Here is a 17,048-nt window from a genome sequence, read left to right as displayed (position 1 = left end):
GACGTGCTCGACGTGCTCGACGTGCTCGACGTGCTCGACGTGCTCCTCGTCCTTCTCGAACGTCGCTGTCGCGGAGGCACGGCTGGAATTCCCGGCGGCGTACCGTCCGTCCGGATCACCGACCTGACCGGTCATGGTGGGGGACCTCCTGTGTTCATCGGGTGGAGGAGTGCCGACGGCGCGGCACGATCGGACCGCTCCTCCTCGGGAGTCCGATGTCCGGCGACTTGCCGTGGCCGTGCTGGATGCGCTGCAACAGAGGGCCGGCCATGAGGGTGGTGATCACCGCCATGGCGACCATGACGCTGAACAGGCGGGTGTCCAGGACTCCGAGACCGAGACCGACATTCAGGATGATGAGCTCGGTCAGACCCCGGGTGTTCAACAGGATCCCGAGCGTCATCGACTCGCGCAGTGGCTCTCCCGTCAGCTTCGCCGCACCGGCGGCCCCGGCGAACTTGCCCACGCAGGCCACCACGACGACAGCGAGCAGCATCCACAGGCCCTGCACGCCGAGGTCTCCGAAGTGCACCGACAGGCCGGTGAGAGGTCGAAGCGGTACCCGACTCCGAACATGAACAGCACCAGACCGACTTGAGCCAGGACGTCGAGATAGGGGCGGGCGGACGGCGGGAACAGGACCTCGGTGAGGTTGCCCGGCAGCAGCCCGAGCAGGCTGGGTCCGAGAGCCAGGCCGGCCATGATCTCTCCCATGACGGCCGGCTGCCGGACCCGCGTGGCGAGTTCGGTGAAAACGAAGGCCACCGCGAGTATCAGAGCGATGTCCACCAGGACCGTGCCGATGACCGCCTGGGCGGGTTCGGCAGCAGCGACATCCATGGCACCCCCTTCTGAGGCATGTAGGTGCTGATCCGGGCCGGGAGAGCATCAGGCCGACAGGGACGAACCGCCCCGGTTGTGGTGGGTCCGGGCTTCAGTCCGTCTCGCCCGTGACGAGTGGCTGCGCGCCCTGTCCGCCCTGTGCGAGCGGCACGACCTGCTGCTCATCATCGACGACATCCAGATGGGCTGCGGGCGTACCGGTGCGTTCTTCTCCTTCGAGGAGGCCGGCATCCGGCCTGACATCGTCACGCTGTCCAAGTCCATCAGCGGCTACGGTCTGCCCCTGGCGCTGACCCTGTTCAAGCCTGAACTGGACATCTGGGAACCGGGTGAGCACAACGGTACTTTTCGCGGTAACAACCCTGCCTTCGTCACTGCTGCTGCCGCCCTGGAGGCCTACTGGGCTGACAGGCAGACGCAGAAGCACGTACAGGCGCGCCGAGCAGGTCGAGCGAGAACTGCGGAAGCTGTGCCGGGAGCACACGGATGCCGCGTTCCGAGGCCGTGGCCTCGTATGGGGTGTCGAATTCACGGACCCGGCGCGGGCGGCCGCCGTGTGCAGGAAGGCCTTCGAGTACGGGCTGTTGCTGGAGACGTCAGGGGCGGCGAGTCAGGTCGTCAAGCTGTTGCCCCCGCTGACCATCACCCGCGCCGAACTGGCGGAGGGGCTGAGCCTCCTCACCCGCGCCGTCGCCGAGACCGGCCGGACGGAGACGTAGCCCGGCCTCTGCCCGGCCCTGGTCACGCCGAGGTGCGTCAGGCGCTCCGGTGGACGCGCGCCGCCTCTTCCAGCGCCTGTATCCCCAGGTCGATGAGGGGATTGTGCCGACTGCCCCTGCGCACGCAGGTGAGGATCCGGCGCATCGGCATGTCCTTGCCCGCCACCGGGACCCGCACCACCGCCTCGCCCGCCGGGCCCTCGGCCAGACGCGGGACCAGTGAGACGCCCAGCCCGTTCCCGACCAGCGACCAGACCGCCGGCCAGTGGGTGGCGGCGTGCACGATCCGCGGCGAGAACCCGGCCGCCGCGCAGAGGATCCGCACCCGCTGTGCGTGGTCGCAGCTGCCGGGGGCGGCGACGATCCAGTCCTCGGCCGCCATGTCCTCCAACCGCACCGAGGCCGCCTGCGCCAGGGGGTGGGCGGCGGGCACCAGCATGATGTGCGGTTCCTCCAGCAGGTGGCTCTGCTCCAGGCGCGGGTCATCCGGGGACGGACCACCCTCGACGGGTTCCACGACCGCGAGATCCACCTCGCCCGCCACCAGCAGGTCCATGCTCTCCAACGAGTCGCATTCGCGCACCTGCACGCGGAGGTGGGGACGGCTGTGGCGCAGCTGCCCGGCCGCAGGGGCGATCAGGCCGCTGATCGCGGTGGTGAAACCCGCCATGCGCAGCGGTCCGGTCATGCCCGCCCGGTGGGACTCCAGTTCCGCCTGCGCCTCCTCCCACCGGGCCAGCAGGGCGTCGGCGTGGTCGAGGAGCAGGCTCCCGGCCGATGTCAGCCGAACGCGCCGGCCCTGTGGCTCCAGGAGCGGCACCTTGAGCTCGCGCGCGAGCTCACGCAGGTTGTGGGAAACCGCCGACGGCGTGAGATGCAGGGTCTCGGCAGCGGCGGTGACCGTACCCTGCTGGCGCACAACACGGAGCATGTGGAGCCGGCGCAGATCAATCATGCAATTATTTTGCACATACCTTCCGTGAAACATGCAATGGACCGCAACGGTCGTGCGGGGTCATCCTGCTGTCATGGACACCCACACGAGCACCGCCGTTTCCCGGCACGCCACCAGCGAGGGCGTCGTGGTCTGGAACCGCTGCGCCTGCGGCCGGCTCCAGATGTCCCTGGTTCCGTACGGTGTCGAGCGCGGAGGGCTCGTCGCCGGTGGACACCGTTCGGTGCCCCGGCCACGACCACTGAACGATGCGTCCGGTGCCGGCAGGGCCGCCTCGGAGCGGCGGACCGGTGCGGCCGAGACCTGAAGCCGCCCCCCTGGTGCCCGCATCCGACGCCCGACACGCTGCTGCGCAGGACGAAGGCGACATGACGTTCTCTTCCCGTATCTCTCGTCTCACGGCGGTCTGGATCTTCATCGGTCTGGTGCTCCTGGCCCTGAACCTGCGGGCGGCCATCACCGGTGTCCCACCGGTCCTGGGCGAGCTCCAGGACGCCTTCGGACTCACCGGCATCGAGGTCAGCGTGCTGGCCACCCTGCCGGAACTGTGCGTGGGCACCTTCTCCGCCCTGGCCCCGCTGCTCGCCCGCCGCTTCGGCATCACCGCCACCATCACCACCGCACTGCTGGTCCTGACCGCCGGACTCCTGCTGCGCGTGATCCCCGCCCAGGCAGCACTCTTCACCGGCACCGCACTGGCCGGAGCCGGCATGGCCACCGGCAACGTACTGGTCCCCGCGGTCATCAAACACGTCTTCCCCCACCGCGTGGGAGCACTCACCGGCCTGTCGATGATGCTCCTCTCGGTCGGCGGCGCCGCCGCCGCCGGCCTCGCCGTCCCCCTCGAACACACAGGCGGATGGCGCCTGGCCCTGGCCATATGGGCCATCCCCTCCCTCATCGCAGCCCTGGTATGGCTCCCCCTCGCCCTGCGCGACCGCAGGAAAACACCCCACCCCCCAACCCACCAGCACACCCACCCCACCACCCCCACAGGCGCCCGGGCAGACACCCGGGCGGGTGCCCGGCCCCGGGAGGGAACACTGCTGAGCTCCCCCCTGGCCTGGTGCGTCATGATCTTCATGGGCATGACATCACTGATGTTCTACACACTGACCTCCTGGCTCCCCGAAATGATGCAGGACCAAGGCGTCTCCCCCTCCACCGCCGGAACGATGAACTCCCTCATCATCATCATCGGCATCCCCCTCGGCTTCCTCGTCCCGGTCCTCACCGCCCGCCTCCACGACCAACGCCCCCTCGTCCTGGCCTCCGTCACCCTCACAGCCACCGGACTCATCGGCCTGCTCCTGGCCCCCCAGGCCGGCTGGCTCTGGACCACCGTCTTCGGCATCGCCACCGGCAGCGCCTTCCCCATCGCCCTCACCCTCCTCAACCTGCGCTCACCCGACGCCACCACCACCGCACGCCTCTCCGGCATGGCCCAGTGCGGCGGATACCTCCTCGCCGCCACCGGCCCCCTCACCTTCGGCATCCTGCACACCCTCACCCACACCTGGAAACCCTCCATCACCTTCCTCCTCCTCCTCGTCATCCCCGAACTCCTCTGCGGCCTGCACGCCGCACGCCCCGGCCACGTACACCCCACCCCCACCCCCCACACCCAACCCCCCACACCCACCACCACAACAACCACCACCACACACACGGACTGAAGCCCCAGGTGGCGGGCATAGCATCGGGCGGGGGAGCCGGTACGCAGGAGTGCCACCGCAAGACAAGGAGTGTGCGCCATGGGGTCCGCGGCAGACCGTGCGAAGAACCCTCGGGTCAGTGTGTGGCTGGACCGGCGGGCCCCGTCGCGGGTCCGTAAGGCCGACCAGCCGGCCGGGCTGGACCGGGACAGGATCACGGCTGCGAGCCTCCGGCTGCTGGACGCCGACGGCCTCGCGAAGTTCTCCATGCGGCGGCTCGCCGCCGATCTCGATGTCACGGCGATGTCCCTCTACTGGTACGTCGACACCAAGGACGATCTGCTGGAACTGGCCCTGGACGCGGTCTTCGGCGAGATTCCGGCCGCTCCGGAGGACGCCGACTGGCGCGACAGGCTGCGCGAACTGGCCCGCAGCTACCGGAAGATGCTGGTCCGTCACCCCTGGGTGTCCACGCTGATCGGCAGCTTCCTGAACATCGGGCCGCATTCGATGCTGTTCTCGTACGCCGTCCAGGACGTCATCAACGCCACCGGGCTGCCGCTGGCGAACCGGACGGGAGCGATGTCGGCCGTCTTCCAGTTCGTCTACGGATTCGGCACCATCGAGGGGCACTTCGTGCAACGCACGGTGACAGCCGGGCTCAGCCAGGACGAGTACTTCCGGCGGGCGATGGGCACGATCCGTGCGGATCCCGAGATCAAGCGGCTCATGCAGCCTTCGGAGAGCCTGATGGACGCGCGGGGCGGGGACACGGTGGAGGAGATGCGTGAGCGGGATTTCGTGTTCGCGCTGGACCTTCTGATCGCGGGCATCGAAGCGATGTGCGAGCGCGCGGCGCGCCACCCGTAGTACCCGTACGGGGAGTTCAGTAGCCGCGCCCGGTGTCCACGGCCAGCGCGGGCGTCCGCCCCTCGGCGACAGCCTCCCAGCAGGCCGCGAAGTCGCCGACGACGTCCTCGTCGGCCGTGATGCCGGCCGAGTGCGACGTGACCACCGTGCGCGGCAGCCGCCAGGCGCGGTCGGCGGGCGTGGCCGGCTCGTCCGGAAGCACGTCCAGCACGGCCCGGCGCACCGCGCCGCTGTGCAGCGCGGTTTCCAGTGCCGCCATGTCCACGGTCGCGCCCCGGCCCACGTTGATGAAGGACGCGCCCCGCATCGCGGCGAATCTGGCGCTGTCGAAGAAGCCCTCCGTGGCGCCGGTCAGGGGCAGGGTGGACACCACCCACCGGGCGTCCGCCAGCGCCGCGGTCTCCTCCGCCGAGCCGGCCGGCACCACCCGGTCGAAGCCCGCCGGGACGGCACGGGGAGTGCGGCTCACACCCACCGTACGCACGGAGCAGGCCCGCAGCAGGGCGGCGACCGCCGAACCGGTACGCCCGGTGCCGTGGACGACGGCGGTCTGCCCGGCGGCCGGTTCGGACGGGAGGCGGCGCCACTCCGACCGGGCGTGCTGTGCGGTGTGCTCCGGGACGGACTGGCACTCGGCGAGCACCCAGGCCAGCGTGTACTGGGCCATCCGCTCGCCCATCCGCCCCACGGTCCGCGTCAGCAGGGCCCCTTCGGGCCAGGTCCCGGCGGCGAGCAGGGCGTCGGTGCCGGCGTTGACGCTGTGGAACCACAGCAGCCGCGGGGTCCGCAGCGCTTCGGGCAGCGTGTCCCCGACGTACACGAAGGGGGCGCCGGGCCCGGTGGCGCACGCCTGCCCGGCCGGGCGGCCGGCGATCCGTTCCAGTTCACGGACCACGGCCGGGGCCACGGACGGGGAGGTCAGCAGGCGGGCCCGCGCGAGCGTACCCGGGCGGGGCGGTTTCACCGGCAGGTCAGCCGTCGCTCGCCAGGCGGGCGGGGAAGCCGCCGGTGGCGACCGGCCCCCAGCGCTCCGGAGTGATCCGGATGAGGGACTTCCCCTGCTTGACCATCGCCGCCCGGTACTCGTCCCAGTCCGGGTGCTCGCCGGAGATGGTGCGGAAGTACTCGACGAGCGGCTCGACCGAGTCCGGTGAGTCGATCACCTCGGCCGAGCCGTCGATCTGCACCCACGGGCCGTTCCAGTCGTCCGACAGGACGATCACGCTCACCCGCTCGTCCCGTCTGGCGTTACGGGTCTTGGCCCGTTCGGGGTAGGTCGAGACGACGATCCGCCCCGCGTCGTCGACGCCGCAGGTGAGCGGGGAGCCCTGGGGGCGGCCGTCGGACCGGGTGGTCAGCAGGATCGCCCGGTGCCTGGGCCGCACGAAGTCCAGGAGTTCCCCGAGTTCCACGGCGGTGTTGGTCGCGATATGGGTTGCCATGGGGACCACCCTAGGGTCTTTCCGCACGAGAGGCCCTGAGGTCCCGGGCCGGTCCTATCCCTGGACGGAGTCGCCCTGGACCGCCTGGATGTCGAGCTCCACGCGCAGGGTCGTGCCGATCGCGGAGATGCCCGCCTGCAGCACCTGGTTGTAGTTCATGGCGAAGTCCTCGCGGCGCAGCTCCGCCGAGGCGTGGAAGGCCGCCCGCACCCCGCCCCAGGGGTCGGGCCCGGTGCCCAGGTAGCTGAGGTCGAGGTCGACGTCGCGCGCGATGCCGTGCATCGTGAGCACGCCGTGCACCGTCCAGCGGTCGGGCCCTGCCGGGGTGAGCGCGCGGGAGCGGTAGACGATCTCCGGGAACGCCTCCACGTCCAGGAAGTCCGCCGAGCACAGGTGCTTGTCCCGCATGGCGTTGCCCGTGTCGATGCTGGCGGAGGCGATGGTGGCCTCCACCCGGGAGTGCTGGACGTTCTCCGCGATCTCGATGCGGCCGCCGAATTCGGTGAACCGGCCGTGCACGCTGGAGATCCCCAGGTGCTGTGCGACCGCGGCCACCGACGAGTGCACCGGGTCCAGCGACCAGGTGCCCGGGGGCGGCAGCTCGACACCGCCCTGCCGGGCCAGCACCACGGTCCCGGCCTCGGCCCGGCCGCTGGCCGTGACGAGCGCGGTGGACGCGGCAGGGGCGTAACCCACCGCTGTGACGATCACCGTGTACGCGCCGGCCGGCAGGAGGCCGTCGGTGCGGACGGACCCGTTCTCGTCGGCGGCGGCCCGGAGCACCTGGGTGCCCGTCATGTCGGTCACCGTCACGACGGCGTGCTGGACCGCCCAGCCGTCCCGGGTGCGTACCTGTGCGCGAAGTCCCATCCCGTGTTCTCTCCTTGCTCAAATCACTCGTGAAGCAGCGACTCAATGAGTCGGGCCCCGGGCGGGATCGGCAGGCCGTCCCCTGCCTGCCGTTCCCGCCACGGGGCCCATTTCCGCCGGCGGCCACAGCCTCTCCGCTCGAAGGGCTGTTCCACCAGGGGTCTTTGTGGATCTTTCCGTTCCTACTCGCCGGGGTGGGCGAGTTCGATGTCGTGGCCGTCGACCCCGCTGCCGCTCACGGTCAGCGAGCCGGCCACCGGCGGGTAGCCGGTCGCGACCACGGAGTACTCACCGGCGTCCAGGTCGGTGAAGGCGTACACGCCGTCCTCCCCGGTCGTCGACGTGGCGACCACGTTGCCGGCCGCGTCGATCAGGGTGACCCGGGCGTCGTTCAGCGGGACCCGGCCGGAGCCGGCCCGGACGACACCCTGCACCAGCGCACCGGACCGCAGGGCCACATCGACCCGGGTGACGCCCTGGCCGCCGACCTCCACCGGCAGGGCCAGCGGACGGAAGCCCGCGGCCGTGACGGCGACGGTCACCGGGCCGGGGACGAGTTCACCGAAGGTGAAGTCGCCCGCGTCGCCCGAGACGCCGGTGGCCAGCACATCGCCGCGCACATCGGTCACGACGACCATGGCGCCCCGGACCGGATTACTGCCCTCGGCGGTCCGCACGGTCCCGGAGAGACCGCTCGTGCCGGTGAGCAGGATGTCGTAGGCCAGCGGCTCGTCGCCGACGACCACGGTGGAGGCCTGCGGCTGGAAACCGTCGGCGGAGGCGATCAGGACGTAGCTGCCGGAGGCCGGAGCGTCCAGTACGTAACCGCCGTCGGCCTGGGCGACGGAGCGTCCCAGCTGCCGGCCGCCCAGCGAGATCAGTGTGACGGCGGCGCGGGCGACGGGTGCGCCTTCGGCGCCCCGCACCACACCGCGTACGGGCGTGCCCTGAATGGTGAACTCCTTCGTGGCAGGCGTCTCCTCCAGGGTGGCGGCCGGGGTGGCCCCGGCCGTTTCCTCGGCGGCCGGCGCGGTGCCGGTGGCGGCCTCGACGGACTGCGTGGTGGCGGCGGCCCCGGCGGGGGCGTTGTCGTCGCCCGCCCTCGTCTTCAGCGCGACCTCCTTGATGAACAGCGTCAGGATGAACGCGACCAGCGCGGCGGGCGCGGCGAACAGGAAGACGTCGGCGACACCGTGGCCGTAGGCGACCTCCATGACCGTACGGAACGGGGCGGGGAGCGCGTCCAGGTCGGGGATGCCCCCGCCGCCGGTTCCGCCGTGGCCCAGCGCCGCACCCTCGGGTCCGAGGTCGGCGAGGCCGTCCTTGACGTACTCGGCGACGCGGTTGCCCAGGACGGCGCCCAGCGCCGAGACGCCGATCGCACCACCGAGGGAACGGAAGAACGTCACGACGGAGCTGGCCGCGCCGAGGTCGGCGGGAGCCACCTGGTTCTGCGTGGCGAGGACCAGGTTCTGCATCATCATGCCGATGCCGAGACCCATGACGAGCATGTAGACCGCGATGTGCCAGTACTCGGTGTCGTACCGGATGGTGCCCAGCAGACCGAGGCCCGCGGTGAGCAGGAAACCGCCGCTGACCAGCCATGCCTTCCAGCGGCCCGTCTTGGTGATGATCTGGCCCGACACGGTCGAGGACAGGAAGAGGCCGGCGATCATCGGGATCGTCATGACGCCGGACATCGTCGGCGACTTGTCCCGCGCCAGCTGGAAGTACTGGCTGAAGAAGACGGTGCCCGCGAACATCCCGATACCGACGAACAGCGAGGCCGCGGAGGCCAGCGTGATGGTGCGGTTGCGGAAGAGGCGCAGCGGGATGATCGGCTCGCTGGCCTTCGACTCGACGAGCAGGAAGACCGCCGCGAGGACGACGGTGCCGCCGAGCATCGTCCAGGTCTGCCAGGAGATCCAGTCGTACTTGTCGCCCGCGAAGGTCACCCAGAGCAGCAGCAGCGAGACCGCGGCGCTGATGAAGAACGCGCCGGACCAGTCGACCTTGACCTCGCGCTTGACCACGGGGAGCTTCAGGGTCTTCTGGAGCACGATCAGGGCGATGACCGCGAACGGCACACCCACGTAGAAGCACCAGCGCCAGCCCAGCCAGCTGGTGTCGGTGATGACACCGCCGAGGAGCGGACCGCCCACCGTGGCGACGGCGAAGACCGCGCCGAGGTAACCGCTGTAGCGCCCGCGCTCGCGCGGGGAGATCATCGCGGCCATCACGATCTGGGCGAGGGCGGAGAGACCGCCGACGCCGATGCCCTGCACCACACGGCAGGCGATCAGCATGCCGCTGCTGGTCGAGAGACCGGCGACCACGGAGCCGCCCACGTAGATGATCAGGGCGATCTGGACCAGCAGCTTCTTGCTGAACAGGTCGGCGAGCTTGCCCCACAGCGGGGTGGTGGCGGTCATGGCCAGCAGCGTGGCCGTCACGACCCAGGTGTAGGCGCTCTGGCCGCCACCGAGGTCGGAAATGATCTCGGGCAGGGCGTTGGAGACGACCGTCGACGACAGAATCGCGACGAACATGCCGAGCAGCAGCCCGGTCAGCGCTTCCATGATCTGCCGGTGTGTCATCGGCGCGCCTGCCGGGGCTTCCGGAGCCCCGTGCTTGGCGTGGCCGCCCCGCACACCGGGTGGTGTGGTCGTAGCCATTGAATTCCTTGTCTTTGCTTCTGTTACACAGGTGTACGGGTGTGCGAATCGTCGGAGTGCCCGGTACGGCAGTCGCCGCTGTGCCTCCCGGGGGTACACCCACCGGTGCCGCGGCAGGCGAAGCTGTCGCGCAGCCGGGCCAGCAACGTGTTGAGCTGGCCGACTTCTTCGTCGGACCAGTCGATGAGGTTGTGGGCGAACATCTCGGTCGTCCGCCGGCTCAGCTCGTCGAGCAGCTCGTCGCCCGCGGGGGTCAGCCGCAGGATGCGGGACCGCTTGTCCGCCGGGTCGGGGAACCGCTCGATCCAGCCGTTCTCCACCGCGTGGGTCACATGGCGGCTGGTCACCGACATGTCCACGGCCAGCAGGTCGGCCAGCTGGGAGAGCCGCATCTCGCCGTACTTGGCCAGCAGCGTCAGCACGGCGGCCGAGCCACCGGGACACTCGGCGGGAAGGATGCGGGAGAGGCCTCGTTTGACGGCCCCGACGGCGCTGAGCTGCCGGGCCAGTTCTTGGTACTGGCTCCGTGCTGCCACTGACCCTCCAGGCGTCTCGCGAGGTCATCTTGTTGCTTAGGGCAACGATAGAAGCAGTTGGTTGCTACAGGCAAACGAAATGGGGCTTGCAGAAGTAAAGGAACCCAAAAGCCTGCGTAGCGGCCGGGTCAAGCGCGCAGCGCACGAGGGGTGGGCGGCGCCGACTGTGGTTCCCGACACACGTGCGGGCCCTCCGAGAGGGCTCGTGGAGGTGGCGCGGGCGCCCCGGGCGCACAGCTGAAGGGGCCGTGCGTGCGACGGAGGGGCATCGGCCCCCGCCGACCCGGGGGTTGGGCGCGGGACCTGCGTTCGCTAGGGTCCTGGGCCATGGCACACAACCCCCACGCCCCGCAGCCGGGCCCCGAGGGCACTCACGACCCGGCGGGCAGCACGCAGATGTTCCGCGCGTTCGTCGACGAGGGCGAGCCCCAGCGCAGGCAGCAGCCCGCGGCGACCTCCTCAGGCCCGAGGACCGGGGTGATCGCGGCCGTCGTCGCGGTCATCGTCGTCCTCGGCGCGGTCGCCTGGCTCGCGCTCGGCTGACCGTCCCTCCCGTCCCCGTCACGGCCGGCCCGCCGCCCCCTCCGGGGTCCCGGGCCTGCCGGGCGCCCGCCCGGGCGCGTACGCCGGTCTTCGGCACCCGCTCCCGCACCGTCCTTCGGTGCGGGAGCGTCCGCGTCGGCCTCCGGGCGGTGGACCCGGACACGGCGAGGCCGCCGGGGCGGCGGTCGTGCCGCGCCGGCGGCCGGTGAGCCGTCCGTACGGACCCGTCGGGGTCAGTCGGCGATGAGCCCCTCCCTCAGCTGGGTGAGCGTCCGGGTCAGCAGCCGGGAGACGTGCATCTGCGAGATGCCGACCTCCTCACCGATCTGCGACTGGGTCATGTTGGCGAAGAAGCGCAGCATGATGATCTGGCGCTCGCGCGGGGGGAGCTTGGCCAGCAGCGGCTTCAGGGACTCGCGGTACTCGACGCCTTCCAGTGCCGCGTCCTCGTACCCCAGGCGGTCCGCCAGCGAGCCCTCGCCGCCGTCGTCCTCGGGGGAGGGCGAGTCCAGCGAGGAGGCCGTGTAGGCGTTGCCCACGGCCAGGCCGTCGACCACGTCCTCCTCGGACACCCCGAGCGCCTTGGCCAGCTCCGGCACCGTCGGTGAGCGGTCGAGCTTCTGGGCGAGCTCGTCGCTGGTCTTGGTGAGGGCGAGCCGCAGCTCCTGGAGCCGGCGCGGCACCCGCACCGACCACGAGGTGTCGCGGAAGAAGCGCTTGATCTCCCCCACGACGGTCGGCATCGCGAACGTGGGGAATTCCACGCCCCGTTCGCAGTCGAACCGGTCGATCGCCTTGATCAGGCCGATCGTCCCCACCTGGACGATGTCCTCCATGGGTTCGTTGCGGCTCCGGAACCGTGCCGCCGCGTACCGCACGAGCGGGAGGTTGAGCTCGATCAGTGTGTCCCGCACATAGGCCCGCTCAGGGCTGTCCGTTCCGTCGGGGCCCGAGGAGGGACCCAGTGCGGCGAGCCGCAGGAACAGGGAGCGGGACAGGGTGCGGGTGTCGATGGCTTCCGGCGAGCTGGTGAGCACGGCGGGTGCCGGCACGCTCTTCGTGAGCGTGAGCACCTTCGAGCTGCCCTGTTCTGCGGACATGCCACCCCCTTGAGGTCGCGGACGGTCGCGGTGACCACGACCATCGGAGGAACGCAGCCTCCACCTGAATACCGGAGGTGGGGCTGCGGCAAACGCGGTTCCAGCAGAATGTCACATGTCGGCAACACGCTGTAGTGACATGTCGACAAGTAAGCGCTGGAAGTGCGCAGGAAACAGGGGGTGCGGGGCTTTTGCGCCCTCGGATCCGGCTCTTTCGGGGTCTACCCGTTCCGGTTACGCCTCGATCCTGTTTGCTGATCGCAATCGGGCGAAACTTCTGGCCAGGAGCCTTGACACATGCATCTGGGACACGCCCAGTTCGGCGCTGATCTGTGACTGCGTCAGGTTGTTGTAGTAGCGCAGCAGCAGGATCCGCTGCTCGCGCTCGGGCAGCTGTACGAGCAGGTGCCGCACCAGGTCGCGGTGCTCGACCCCGGCCAGCGCCGGGTCCTCGTAGCCGAGCCGGTCCAGGAGCCCGGGCAGCCCGTCACCTTCCTGGGCCGCCTCCAGTGAGGTCGCGTGGTAGGAGCGGCCCGCCTCGATGCAGGCGAGGACCTCGTCCTCGGAGATCTTCAGCCGCTCGGCGATCTCGGCGGTGGTCGGTGAACGTCCGTGAGCGGTCGTCAGGTCCTCCGTCGCGCCCGTGACCTGGACCCACAGCTCATGGAGGCGCCGCGGCACGTGCACGGTCCGTACGTTGTCGCGGAAGTAGCGCTTGATCTCTCCGACCACGGTGGGCATGGCGAACGTGGGGAACTGGACGCCGCGTTCCGGATCGAAGCGGTCGATGGCGTTGATCAGGCCGATGGTGCCGACCTGGACGACGTCCTCCATCGGCTCGTTACGGCTGCGGAAGCGGGCCGCCGCGTACCGTACGAGCGGCAGGTTCGCCTCGATCAGCGCCGTGCGCACCCTGTGGTGCTCCGGGGTACCGGGTTCGAGGCCCTTGAGCCGCCCGAACAGCACCTGGGTCAGCGCCCTGGTGTCCGCGCCCCGGGTCCTGGCGGGTGTGGCGGGGTCGGGGGTCTCGGTCTGGATGTCGTCCGTCTGGACGTTCTGGGGCGGGACTTGAGGCGCTGTACTGGCCGGCACGGTGACGCCACCCCTTTGCGGTCAACTGCGGTCAACTCATCCGTCAAAAGCGGTCATAGCATCACAAGACATGTCCACTATGTGCAAGCACCGCATGGGGTCGTGTTGAGGGTGCTCTGGTTTAAACCTATCGAAAAGCCCCTCCCTTATAGGGGAGGGGCTGACGGGGCCGGATGTGCGAAGGGGTCAGAAGGGGTAGTCGGCGATCACCCAAGTGGCGAACTCGCGCCACTGGCCGGCCGCCGCCCGGTGCTCGGGGTGCTCGATGTACCGCTTGAGCGCGTCCTCGTCGGCGACCGCGGCGTTGATGGCGAAGTCGTAGGCGATCGGCCGGTCGGTGATGTTCCAGGCGCACTCCCAGAACTCCAGCTCAGGGATCTTCCCGCCGAGTTCCCGGAAGGCCTCCGCGCCTGCGACGACCCGCGGATCGTCCCGCTCGACGCCGTCGTCCAGCTTGAAAAGGACCAGGTGGCGGATCATGGTGGTTCTCCTACTTCACGAGCTCGGACATGAAGTCTCCGACGCCCTGCGCGGCGCTCGAAACACCTTCGAACCCTATTTGAACGAGATCGGCGCTCCGCTCGGGCGAGGTGATGATCGTGTACAGCACGAAGACCACAATCATGTAGAGCGCGATCTTCCTCGCTTGCACCACAGCCCCGCCCCTCCCCTTCGATCACCTGTGCAGTCGGGTGATTCTAGCCGCACGCACGGCCGTGTCCGCTGGCCGTTTCCGATCACTGATGAGGCTTTTAGGGCCGAAGGACCCGGCGATTCGGGCCCTTTGCCGACGGGCGCGGCTTACGTCAGGGTGGAGTATGGGTGGTGGCCCGCCGCACCCGCAGGAATGCGCGGGCCGAGGAACGGGACCTCCACGTGGCCCCCGCCGCGTGACTTCCCCCGACCGCGGCGAGGCCTACGGTCCCCGTTCTCATAGGGGGAAGCGGCTTGTCCCCCCGATGCCGCTTCCCCCGACCTGACGCCCGAAGGGCCCGGCGCACCGCGCCGGGCCCTTCGTGCATGCGTCCGTGCGGGTCAGTCCTTCTTCAGACCGACCGTGCCGGGGGCCGCGTCCCGGCCGCCGGAGTCCTCACCGTTCCGGGGGGCCGGGGCGGTGGCGGCGGTGGCCACGGCGGCGTCCTCGGCGGCGAGGCGTTCCATGCCGCTCGTCGTCTGGAGGGGCTTCTCCTTGATGAAGAACACCGCGAGAAGAGCCAGGAAGGCGAACGGGGTGGCGATGAGGAAGAGGTCGCCGGTCGCGACGCCGTAGGCGTGCTCGACGATGTTCTTCATCGGCTCGGGCAGCTTCGTCATGTCGGGCACGGCGCTGCTGTGTCCGCCGCCGGTCACCGGGATGCCGCTCTCGGAGAGGCCCTTGGCCATCTCGCTGGCCACCCGGTTGGCGAGGATCGCGCCGAGCACACTGGTGCCGATGGTGCCGCCGAGGCTGCGGAAGAAGGACAGCACGGAGGTCGCGGCGCCCAGTTCGTGCGCGGGCACGTCGTTCTGCGCGGCCAGCACGAGGTTCTGCATCAGCATGCCGACGCCGATTCCCATGAGCGCCATGTAGAGGCTGAGCAGACCGAAGTGCGTGTCGGCGTCGATGGTCGAGAGCAGTCCGAGGCCGGCCGTCATGATGACGGCGCCCGAGACGAGGTAGATCTTCCACTTGCCGGTCGACGAGATGAGCTGTCCGGCGACGGTCGAGGACACCAGCAGACCGCCGATCATCGGGAGGCTCATGAGCCCCGCGACGGTCGGGGACTTGCCCAGCGAGATCTGGAAGTACTGGGAAAGGAACACGGTCCCGGCGAACATCGCGATACCGACGAGGAAGCTCGCCAGGGTCGTGAGCGACACCGTGCGGTTGCGGAAGATGTCCAGCGGAATGATCGGCTCGGCGGCCCTGGACTCGACGAAGACCGCCGCCGCCAGAAGCACCACGCCGGTGGCCACCAGCGCGGCCGTCTGCCAGGAAGCCCAGTCGAAGCTGTTGCCCGCGAGGGAGGTCCAGATCAGCAGCGCGCAGACGCCGCCCACGATCAGGAAGGCGCCCAGCCAGTCGATCTTGACCTCACGGCGCACGGTCGGCAGTTTCAGGGTGCGCTGGAGCAGCACGATCCCGGCCAGCGCGAACGGCACACCGATGAAGAAGCACCAGCGCCAGCCGAGCCACGAGGTGTCCACGAGGACACCGCCGATCAGCGGACCGGCGACGGTGCCCACGGCGAAGACCGCGCCGAAGATGCCCGCGTACTTGCCGAGCCGGCGCGGCGGAATGACGGCCGCCATCACGATCTGGGCCAGCGCCGTCAGGCCACCGGCACCGATGCCCTGGATGACACGGCTGATGATCAGGGTCACGACGTCCTGGGAGAAGCCGGCCACCAGGGAACCGACCACGAACAGGGCGAGCGAGAGCTGGAGCAGCAGCTTCTGGTTGAACAGGTCGGCGAGCTTGCCCCACAGCGGCACGGTGGCCGTCATGGCGAGCAGCTCGGAGGTCACGACCCAGGTGTACGAGGACTGGCTCGCCCCGAGGTCGGCGATGATCCGCGGCAGGGCGTTGGCGACGACCGTACCCGCGAGGATGGCGACGAACATGCCCGCCATCAGCCCGGACATCGCCTGGAGTATCTGCTTGTTGGTCATGGAGGTGGGCGCCTGTTCGGGCGCCTCGGTTGCGGTCACGGAGTCCTTCTTAGGTACTGGAGCAGAACAGGACGGGTGGGTGGGTGGAGCGGTCTTCCGGTGGCGCGCGGGGCTATGCCGGCGGCCGCGGGAGGCCTTGTGCCAGTTGGGCGAAGACCTCCTGGAAGACGTCCGCGAGTGCGGTCTCGCCGGTGTGGTCGCACCAGTGCTCGACGGCGACCCGCGCCGCGGTCTGGGAGACGGCGGCGAGGAGCCGGGGAAAGGTACCGGCGTCGGACGGCCTCTCCGCGTCGGGCCGGGTGGAGTCGAGCCAGTCGGTGATGGCGGCGGCCAGGGCCCGTTCCTCCGCCACATGTGCCTTCAGCCCGCGGTGGATGAGGTGCGGTGAACGTTGGAGCACCTTGGACTGGAGGGCCCAGAGCTCCTGTCGGCCCTCGAATCCGTCGAGCTCGGCGACCAGGGCGTCGCGTACGACTTCGAGCGGTGGCCGGCCGGCGGGGGCGCGGCGCACGGACTCCCTGATCCGTTCGCCCACCTCCTCGTCGACCAGGACGAACGCGTCGTCGTGGCTGGGGAAGTAGTTGAAGAACGTTCGGGGCGAGACGCCGGCAGCTTCGCTGATGGCCTCGACGGTGACGTGCTCGACCCCGTGCTCGGCGGCGAGCCGGACCGCCGCCTCCGCGATGGCCCTGCGGGTGGCCTGCTTCTTGCGCTCCCGCAGCCCGGGTCCGGGTGTTGTCGTCTTCGCCACGACGTGCATAGTAGGCAAAGATGCACAACCTGCAAAATTATCACCCATCAACTCCACGGGCCCCGGAGCCCGGCCGGGAACGCGGAGAAGGGGCAGACCCGTTCGGGCCTGGCTTTCATCCGTCCGCGGTGGCGGAGGGAGGTGAACCCGCTCATGTGACCGGCTCCCCCGGGGACTTCTCCTGGGAGGGGGGCGTACCACTCCGTTCTGATCCTGCGAGGTCCTGTCCGACCGGCCTCCGGCGGTGCCCGTGCGGCATGTGCCGCACGGGTGGTGACGAACTGTCCGGCCGGCCGCCCCTCCCGCCGGACCGGTCCCCCGCCCGGGGCGCGCTGCCCCCGCTCT

General features: G+C 70.0%; 19 protein-coding genes and 1 pseudogene. 6 read left to right on the top strand and 14 right to left on the bottom strand.

Annotated elements, in window-relative coordinates; translation table 11 throughout:
* Positions 1 to 154: 154 nt before the first annotated feature.
* Both VN520_RS11125 and VN520_RS11120 read right to left on the bottom strand, forming a co-directional pair.
* Positions 155 to 532, bottom strand: a complete 378-nt coding sequence (locus VN520_RS11125; protein ID WP_325746710.1) for a cation:proton antiporter — start codon at positions 530 to 532, stop codon at positions 155 to 157.
* Positions 427 to 714: a cation:proton antiporter gene (locus VN520_RS11120; protein ID WP_414719824.1), complete on the bottom strand. Its 288-nt coding sequence runs from the start codon at positions 712 to 714 to the stop codon at positions 427 to 429. Before VN520_RS11120 ends, VN520_RS11125 begins: the two co-directional genes overlap by 106 nt.
* Here VN520_RS11120 and VN520_RS39610 point away from each other — a divergent pair.
* Together VN520_RS39610 and VN520_RS11115 are read left to right on the top strand one after the other, a co-directional pair.
* The gene (locus VN520_RS39610; RefSeq protein WP_414719826.1) at positions 595 to 855 is read left to right on the top strand and encodes a hypothetical protein; all 261 of its coding nucleotides are present in this window, start codon (positions 595 to 597) and stop codon (positions 853 to 855) included. The two genes, VN520_RS11120 and VN520_RS39610, sit on opposite strands and share 120 nt — an antisense overlap.
* A gap of 82 nt (positions 856 to 937) precedes the next feature.
* Positions 938 to 1,562: pseudogene (locus VN520_RS11115) on the top strand (aminotransferase class III-fold pyridoxal phosphate-dependent enzyme); the annotation flags it as partial.
* A gap of 37 nt (positions 1,563 to 1,599) precedes the next feature.
* Here the strand turns inward: VN520_RS11115 and VN520_RS11110 are convergent.
* Positions 1,600 to 2,517 (bottom strand): LysR family transcriptional regulator, encoded by a 918-nt coding sequence (locus tag VN520_RS11110; protein ID WP_325746708.1) that lies wholly within the window; start codon positions 2,515 to 2,517, stop codon positions 1,600 to 1,602.
* 73 nt (positions 2,518 to 2,590) lie between these two features.
* Between VN520_RS11110 and VN520_RS11105 the strand changes: the two genes are divergently transcribed.
* The 3 genes from VN520_RS11105 (at position 2,591) to VN520_RS11095 (ending at position 5,042) form a co-directional block, all read left to right on the top strand.
* Positions 2,591 to 2,824: a hypothetical protein gene (locus VN520_RS11105; RefSeq protein ID WP_325746707.1), complete on the top strand. Its 234-nt coding sequence runs from the start codon at positions 2,591 to 2,593 to the stop codon at positions 2,822 to 2,824.
* A 61-nt stretch (positions 2,825 to 2,885) separates the two neighbouring features.
* Entirely contained in the window at positions 2,886 to 4,193 is a 1,308-nt protein-coding gene (locus tag VN520_RS11100) for an MFS transporter (protein WP_325746706.1), read from the top strand.
* A gap of 78 nt (positions 4,194 to 4,271) precedes the next feature.
* A complete protein-coding gene (locus VN520_RS11095; protein ID WP_325746705.1) occupies positions 4,272 to 5,042 on the top strand; it encodes a TetR/AcrR family transcriptional regulator in 771 nt (256 codons plus the stop codon).
* A 16-nt stretch (positions 5,043 to 5,058) separates the two neighbouring features.
* Here the strand turns inward: VN520_RS11095 and VN520_RS11090 are convergent, their stop codons facing one another.
* The 5 genes from VN520_RS11090 to VN520_RS11070 form a co-directional block, all read right to left on the bottom strand.
* A complete protein-coding gene (locus tag VN520_RS11090; RefSeq protein WP_325746704.1) occupies positions 5,059 to 6,006 on the bottom strand; it encodes an NAD(P)-dependent oxidoreductase in 948 nt (315 codons plus the stop codon).
* Positions 6,007 to 6,013: 7 nt separating this feature from the next.
* The gene (locus VN520_RS11085) at positions 6,014 to 6,484 is read right to left on the bottom strand and encodes a PPOX class F420-dependent oxidoreductase (protein WP_325746703.1); all 471 of its coding nucleotides are present in this window, start codon (positions 6,482 to 6,484) and stop codon (positions 6,014 to 6,016) included.
* A 54-nt stretch (positions 6,485 to 6,538) separates the two neighbouring features.
* Positions 6,539 to 7,354: a YceI family protein gene (locus VN520_RS11080; protein ID WP_325746702.1), complete on the bottom strand. Its 816-nt coding sequence runs from the start codon at positions 7,352 to 7,354 to the stop codon at positions 6,539 to 6,541.
* A gap of 182 nt (positions 7,355 to 7,536) precedes the next feature.
* A complete protein-coding gene (locus VN520_RS11075; protein WP_325746701.1) occupies positions 7,537 to 10,029 on the bottom strand; it encodes an MFS transporter in 2,493 nt (830 codons plus the stop codon).
* Between the two features lie 23 nt (positions 10,030 to 10,052).
* On the bottom strand, positions 10,053 to 10,565 hold the full coding sequence (locus tag VN520_RS11070) for a MarR family winged helix-turn-helix transcriptional regulator (protein WP_325746700.1): 513 nt from the start codon (positions 10,563 to 10,565) through the stop codon (positions 10,053 to 10,055).
* Between the two features lie 327 nt (positions 10,566 to 10,892).
* On the opposite strand from VN520_RS11070, the gene VN520_RS11065 reads away from it, so the two are divergent.
* Complete coding sequence (locus VN520_RS11065; protein WP_325746699.1) at positions 10,893 to 11,108, top strand: hypothetical protein; 216 nt, start codon at positions 10,893 to 10,895, stop codon at positions 11,106 to 11,108.
* 233 nt (positions 11,109 to 11,341) lie between these two features.
* Here the strand turns inward: VN520_RS11065 and VN520_RS11060 are convergent, their stop codons facing one another.
* From VN520_RS11060 to VN520_RS11035, 6 genes are all read right to left on the bottom strand, one after another.
* The gene (locus tag VN520_RS11060) at positions 11,342 to 12,208 is read right to left on the bottom strand and encodes an RNA polymerase sigma factor SigF (RefSeq protein ID WP_325746698.1); all 867 of its coding nucleotides are present in this window, start codon (positions 12,206 to 12,208) and stop codon (positions 11,342 to 11,344) included.
* A 234-nt stretch (positions 12,209 to 12,442) separates the two neighbouring features.
* Entirely contained in the window at positions 12,443 to 13,300 is an 858-nt protein-coding gene (locus VN520_RS11055) for an RNA polymerase sigma factor SigF (RefSeq protein WP_325746697.1), read from the bottom strand.
* 186 nt (positions 13,301 to 13,486) lie between these two features.
* Positions 13,487 to 13,780, bottom strand: a complete 294-nt coding sequence (locus VN520_RS11050) for a Dabb family protein (RefSeq protein ID WP_325746696.1) — start codon at positions 13,778 to 13,780, stop codon at positions 13,487 to 13,489.
* A gap of 10 nt (positions 13,781 to 13,790) precedes the next feature.
* Positions 13,791 to 13,955 (bottom strand): hypothetical protein, encoded by a 165-nt coding sequence (locus VN520_RS11045; protein WP_014155101.1) that lies wholly within the window; start codon positions 13,953 to 13,955, stop codon positions 13,791 to 13,793.
* A gap of 380 nt (positions 13,956 to 14,335) precedes the next feature.
* A complete protein-coding gene (locus VN520_RS11040) occupies positions 14,336 to 15,952 on the bottom strand; it encodes an MDR family MFS transporter (protein WP_325746712.1) in 1,617 nt (538 codons plus the stop codon).
* A gap of 112 nt (positions 15,953 to 16,064) precedes the next feature.
* Positions 16,065 to 16,712, bottom strand: coding sequence for a TetR/AcrR family transcriptional regulator (locus VN520_RS11035; RefSeq protein WP_325746711.1), 648 nt, complete (start codon positions 16,710 to 16,712; stop codon positions 16,065 to 16,067).
* Positions 16,713 to 17,048 lie beyond the last annotated feature (336 nt).

The organism is Streptomyces sp. (assembly GCF_035563135.1).
Classification (GTDB): Bacteria; Actinomycetota; Actinomycetes; order Streptomycetales; family Streptomycetaceae; genus Streptomyces.
Note: the sequence above shows the minus strand (reverse complement) of the source record. Positions and strands in the feature narration are given on the sequence as shown.

Excerpts from the sequence above, each read along its gene's own strand:
- VN520_RS11120 (WP_414719824.1), bottom strand. The coding sequence starts at position 714 with ATGGGAGAGATCATGGCCGGCCTGGCTCTCGGACCCAGCCTGCTCGGG.
- VN520_RS11110 (WP_325746708.1), bottom strand. The coding sequence starts at position 2,517 with ATGATTGATCTGCGCCGGCTCCACATGCTCCGTGTTGTGCGCCAGCAG.
- VN520_RS11105 (WP_325746707.1), top strand. The coding sequence starts at position 2,591 with ATGGACACCCACACGAGCACCGCCGTTTCCCGGCACGCCACCAGCGAG.
- VN520_RS11100 (WP_325746706.1), top strand. The coding sequence starts at position 2,886 with ATGACGTTCTCTTCCCGTATCTCTCGTCTCACGGCGGTCTGGATCTTC.
- VN520_RS11095 (WP_325746705.1), top strand. The coding sequence starts at position 4,272 with ATGGGGTCCGCGGCAGACCGTGCGAAGAACCCTCGGGTCAGTGTGTGG.
- VN520_RS11085 (WP_325746703.1), bottom strand. The coding sequence starts at position 6,484 with ATGGCAACCCATATCGCGACCAACACCGCCGTGGAACTCGGGGAACTC.
- VN520_RS11080 (WP_325746702.1), bottom strand. The coding sequence starts at position 7,354 with ATGGGACTTCGCGCACAGGTACGCACCCGGGACGGCTGGGCGGTCCAG.
- VN520_RS11075 (WP_325746701.1), bottom strand. The coding sequence starts at position 10,029 with ATGGCTACGACCACACCACCCGGTGTGCGGGGCGGCCACGCCAAGCAC.
- VN520_RS11065 (WP_325746699.1), top strand. The coding sequence starts at position 10,893 with ATGGCACACAACCCCCACGCCCCGCAGCCGGGCCCCGAGGGCACTCAC.
- VN520_RS11060 (WP_325746698.1), bottom strand. The coding sequence starts at position 12,208 with ATGTCCGCAGAACAGGGCAGCTCGAAGGTGCTCACGCTCACGAAGAGC.
- VN520_RS11050 (WP_325746696.1), bottom strand. The coding sequence starts at position 13,780 with ATGATCCGCCACCTGGTCCTTTTCAAGCTGGACGACGGCGTCGAGCGG.
- VN520_RS11040 (WP_325746712.1), bottom strand. The coding sequence starts at position 15,952 with ATGACCAACAAGCAGATACTCCAGGCGATGTCCGGGCTGATGGCGGGC.
- VN520_RS11035 (WP_325746711.1), bottom strand. The coding sequence starts at position 16,712 with ATGCACGTCGTGGCGAAGACGACAACACCCGGACCCGGGCTGCGGGAG.